This is a genomic window from Corynebacterium sp. HMSC077D03 (assembly GCF_001808545.1).
GTDB lineage: Bacteria > Actinomycetota > Actinomycetes > Mycobacteriales > Mycobacteriaceae > Corynebacterium > Corynebacterium simulans.
Genome location: NZ_KV793695.1, coordinates 1 through 4,388 on the forward strand (window position 1 = coordinate 1; position 4,388 = coordinate 4,388).

Genomic DNA, 4,388 nt, shown 5'->3' on the forward strand with positions numbered 1-4,388 from the left:
CCGACGTGTCTACTTTCCGGGGTCAGGCCCAAATTTATTGTGACCGCTTCCCAGCACGGGTTAAGCACGATAGTTTAAAGACGTGACCGCTCGATCTTGTCTCTCGCAAGCGGCATCAGCCGCAATAGCCATGGCCGCCCTGACCACGGCCGCCATCGGTGTTGTTCCTGTCAGCTCGGATTCGAACGAAGATGAAGTAAGCAACGTTCGAAGCTAAACCCATCTCAGCTAAATCCATCGCGCCACCAGAAAAGATCATCTTTTAGCCGGAAAAATTTAACTTTCTCGCCACCTTATGCAGCTAGCGTTCTGTGCGTTCTTGTTGCTAATTCAATGGAGAAAGTAAATATGGTTCGTCATCGTTATTCGATAGTTGCTGCTTCCCGCCGTTCTGTAGCGGCCGCAATTCTGGCAGTGGGTGTAGCGGGTGCAGGCGCACATGTGAACCCTGCGCCGGCTAGTGCACAGCTATCGTCTTCGATGCCAGCGCTTACGGGGGCTGTTACCGGTTCGAGCAGTGGTGCCCCAGCAGTCCAGCATGACGGCGCACCAACCCCAACTCCATTCACCACCGACTACTTGGTTGGCTTTCCTTCCGATGTCTCTTCCTACCAATACGGCGTCTACTGGGAAGTAGTCCGCATGTTTGACCATGTGAAGACCCAGCAGCCAATTATGGATGAGAACCTCGAAAAGGCCATCGCCATCAACAACGCTGCTGCCGATGATCCAGCGCTGATTAAGCGCGCTCAGCAAGATGCGGCTGCTGACACTGACGGCGTGATGCTTGCGGTTTCTGACGCACTGGGTGAGGAGTTTGGCGGCGCTTTCCGCGATGCTCTTGCCGAGCGCCGCCTGCCAAAGACGGAGTACCTGTTGGGAAATGGCTACCTAGCTCGTGCCGGTGGACTAGCTAGCTCTACCTTCGCGGAGAAGTACTACTTCAACATGCGGCGTCCTTTCCAGGTGGCACCCGATGCTATTCACAAGTACAACGACGGTAAGAAGGACTATTACGGCACCACGCCAGCCTTTCCGTCTGGCCATACCAACCAGGCAACGTGGATCACCACGTTGATGGCCCACATGCTCCCGGAAGTCGCACCGCAGCTCGTGCTGCGCGGTGCGGAAGCCGGCAACCACCGCGTGGTCATGGGCGTGCACTATCCGCTCGACGTTATCGGTGGCCGTATGACGGGTCAGGCGGCAGCAGCCGACCGTCTCAACGATCCACGTATGCACGATGCGCTTGACCAAGCAGCGGCCGAAATCCGTGCAGAGATGAAGTGGCGCACTGGCAAGGACATCTCCGAACTCGTAGCCCAGCAGGCTGATGCGGGTAAGAATTACGCTACCGACGAGCAGGCAGCCGAGCGTTATGCTCCGATGCTGGACTACGGCTTTAAGCCTGCTTATGCCACCGATGCTCCAATGATTGTCCCGAAGGCCGCGCCGGTCCTGCTCGAATCAACCCATCCCGAGCTCACTTGGGAGCAGCGCGCCGAGGTGCTTCGCCAAACCGCAAACCCCGCTGGCCACCCCCTCGACTGGCAGGGCGAGGCAGGCTCCTGGCAGCGCCTAAATCTGGCAAAGGCCATGGCTGCGACGGTAACTGTCAATGCGGATGGATCGGTGCAAGTCACCGAGTAACCCGATTTCATTGGGAACCCACCCCAGTATTGGTCATACCCGCGCGCGAAGAGACAGAAACGTGCAATCATTGGCGAGACAGCAAATGTTGGTATGACACCTAAAACGCTTCCAAGGAGCACAATGGCTAAGCCGAAAATTATGACTGTGTACGGTACTCGACCTGAAGCAATCAAGGTCGCACCGGTCATCAAAGCTCTAGAGGCTGATGATCGCTTCGAGTCCGTTGCAGTCTCTACTGGCCAGCACAAGGAAATGCTGGAGCAGGTAAACACCATGTTTGGAATTACCCCCAAGCATGATCTGGGATTGATGAAGCCGGGACAGACCCTCAATGAGATTGTTTCCCGTGCAATTGCCGGCCTCGATGAGATCATCGTTGCTGAGGAGCCGGACGTCATCATTTCCCAGGGTGATACATCAACGGCCATGGCAGCGGCTCTTGCGGGCTTCCACCGCGGTGTGCAGATCGTTCACCTGGAGGCAGGACTGCGTACCGGCAACATCTTGTCCCCGTTCCCGGAGGAAGCAAACCGTAAGATCATCGGTCAGGTTGCAGCCCTGCACCTTGCGCCGACTGAAGGTGCAATGGAGAACCTGCGCCGCGAGGACGTTCGTTCTAAGGACATCGTTGTAACCGGTAATACGGTTATTGATGCTCTCCTTGAAGCAGCAACTTGGGACATCGAATTCTCGGATTCAACTCTTGCTGAGGCCGCTAACTCGGACAAGCGTTTCGTTGTTGTAACCACACACCGCCGCGAGAACCTTGACGCGATGAAGGAGATCGGTGGTGCTGTACAGGATCTAGCAAAGACATATCCGGATACTATTTTTGCGCTGCCGCTGCACCTGAACCCTAAGGTCCGCGAAGCAGTTCTTCCGGAGGTCGAGGCGCTGGAGAACGTCATCATTACTGATCCTCTTCCGTACGATCAGTTCACCAAGCTCCAGAACCGTGCGGCCATTATCCTGACCGACTCTGGCGGAGTCCAGGAGGAAGCACCTTCCTTGGGCAAGCCGGTTTTGGTCATGCGCCAAAACACCGAGCGCCCTGAGGCCGTCGTCGCCGGCACCGTGAAGCTGGTGGGAACCAACCGTGAGCTTATCGTGGCAGAGGCAAAGCTTCTGCTTGATGACAATGCCGCTTATTCTGCAATGGCTAATGCCGTTAACCCATATGGCGATGGTAAGGGCGCTCAGCGCTCGGTTGCAGCAATTGCGGAGCTTCTAGAAGTAGGAAAGCGTTTGCCAGACTTTAGCACTGAGTTGGTGCCGGATGAGGTACCGCGTTTTGAAGAGGTCGTAGCTCCGGAGGAAGAGCTGGAAAAGTAAACAGCCTGCAGTTCACTCTGACATAAACTACCCGCCGCATTGGAACACCCATTGTGTTCCAATGCGGCGGTTTTGTATTTCTCAGTGGGTAGGCCAAATTTAAGTCTTCATTTGGGATTGGAACTAATCGCACTTTTGATCAGTCCAATAGAGCATGGAGGAAAATAGTGAGCCCAAGGTAGGCGGCGTTGTGATTGACAACGTAGTACGCACTGATACGGGGTGGAAGGCCATGGGGCGGACGAAGGACTTCAGCGGTGCCATCGTTGAACTTAGTGAGGTTGGCGCCAGCAGGGAAGAAGTGCAACGTCTGTTGGAAGAGCGTGGTTGGGCATTGGTGTTCAACGAGCAGCGCTTTGCCGTCACTGCGCGGATGACGGTGTTGGAGCTGGTTGACATTGCTCTGCAAGCATTGCGCACTGGGGAAATCGGGCAAGGAAATCGAATTCAAACCGTGAACATGTATCAGCGTGCACGGCGGTTTCTCGTAGGCGAGCGTGGCATTCCAGCGCTGGGGAATCTCCGCCTGGAAGATTGTGAGGCGCGCGTAGTCCATTCTTGGCTGTCACGAGTGGCGGACAGCTCGCTTGCTTCAGCGCGGCATCTGCGAATTCTGCTCTTACATGCCTTCTCGATAGCTGAGCGGCAAGGGCTTGAGCTATGGGCACAGAACCCCGCGCGGACTGCTCAGCTGCCGCATTTGCCGCGCGCTGAACCGGTTGAGGTTACACCGGAGGAGTTCAATGAGCTCCTTGCGCAGATCCTTGCTTGGGAAAGTCAAGGAAAGCGTACCGACCTTTCAGGGATTGTGTGCTGCTACATGGCAACCGGAATTCGTCCGGGCGAACTTCCCGCGCTGCTGTGGGAAGAAGTGGACTTGGATAGTAAGCCGGCGACAATGATTGTCAGTGGCTGTGCCGTATACCAAGACGGAAAGCTAGTCCGGCAGCCGGAACCGAAGACCGCGGCCGGCTTTCGCGAAATTGTTATCCCTGAATGGTTTGCGAAGATGTTGCGTGAGCGATTTGCCCGCCGCGATCCGAACGTGCCTTATGTTTTTCCTAGCAGGGCCGGAACGATGCACAGCATGCACAACCTCGGCAATAGGTTCCGGCAGGCGCGTGGCGCGCGATTTAAGCACATCAAGCTGAAGTCTTTCCGCTCCACCGTCGCAACCGTAATCGCCCGCGAAAAGGGGGCCGAGGAGGCTGCCAGACATCTTGGGCATACAAGCCCCGCGATCACCGGCCGGCACTACATAAAGCGCGCAAACAAGACCGGCGACCACAACGATATCCTTGAGGCACTAAAGCCCACTGTGCTCGACGAGCGGTAGGGAAGTCTTAGCCCCAGCGGACACACTTTTGTCGTATATGGACCTGACCCCTGTTTGGTAGACACCT

General features: G+C 56.1%; 3 protein-coding genes. All 3 read left to right on the forward strand.

Features of this window, described 5'->3' with window-relative positions:
- Nucleotides 1-348 precede the first annotated feature (348 nt).
- The 3 genes from HMPREF2888_RS08120 (at nt 349) to HMPREF2888_RS08130 (ending at nt 4,321) form a co-directional block, all read left to right on the forward strand.
- The gene (locus tag HMPREF2888_RS08120; RefSeq protein WP_061926102.1) at nt 349-1,650 is read left to right on the forward strand and encodes an acid phosphatase; all 1,302 of its coding nucleotides are present in this window, start codon (nt 349-351) and stop codon (nt 1,648-1,650) included.
- 123 nt (nt 1,651-1,773) lie between these two features.
- On the forward strand, nt 1,774-2,985 hold the full coding sequence (wecB, locus tag HMPREF2888_RS08125) for a non-hydrolyzing UDP-N-acetylglucosamine 2-epimerase (protein WP_061926098.1): 1,212 nt from the start codon (nt 1,774-1,776) through the stop codon (nt 2,983-2,985).
- A gap of 190 nt (nt 2,986-3,175) precedes the next feature.
- Nucleotides 3,176-4,321, forward strand: a complete 1,146-nt coding sequence (locus HMPREF2888_RS08130; RefSeq protein ID WP_160330570.1) for a tyrosine-type recombinase/integrase — start codon at nt 3,176-3,178, stop codon at nt 4,319-4,321.
- Nucleotides 4,322-4,388 lie beyond the last annotated feature (67 nt).

Bases quoted from the DNA above. Each gene is read 5' to 3' on its own strand.
- wecB (WP_061926098.1), top strand. From the start codon at position 1,774: ATGGCTAAGCCGAAAATTATGACTGTGTACGGTACTCGACCTGAAGCA.
- HMPREF2888_RS08120 (WP_061926102.1), top strand. From the start codon at position 349: ATGGTTCGTCATCGTTATTCGATAGTTGCTGCTTCCCGCCGTTCTGTA.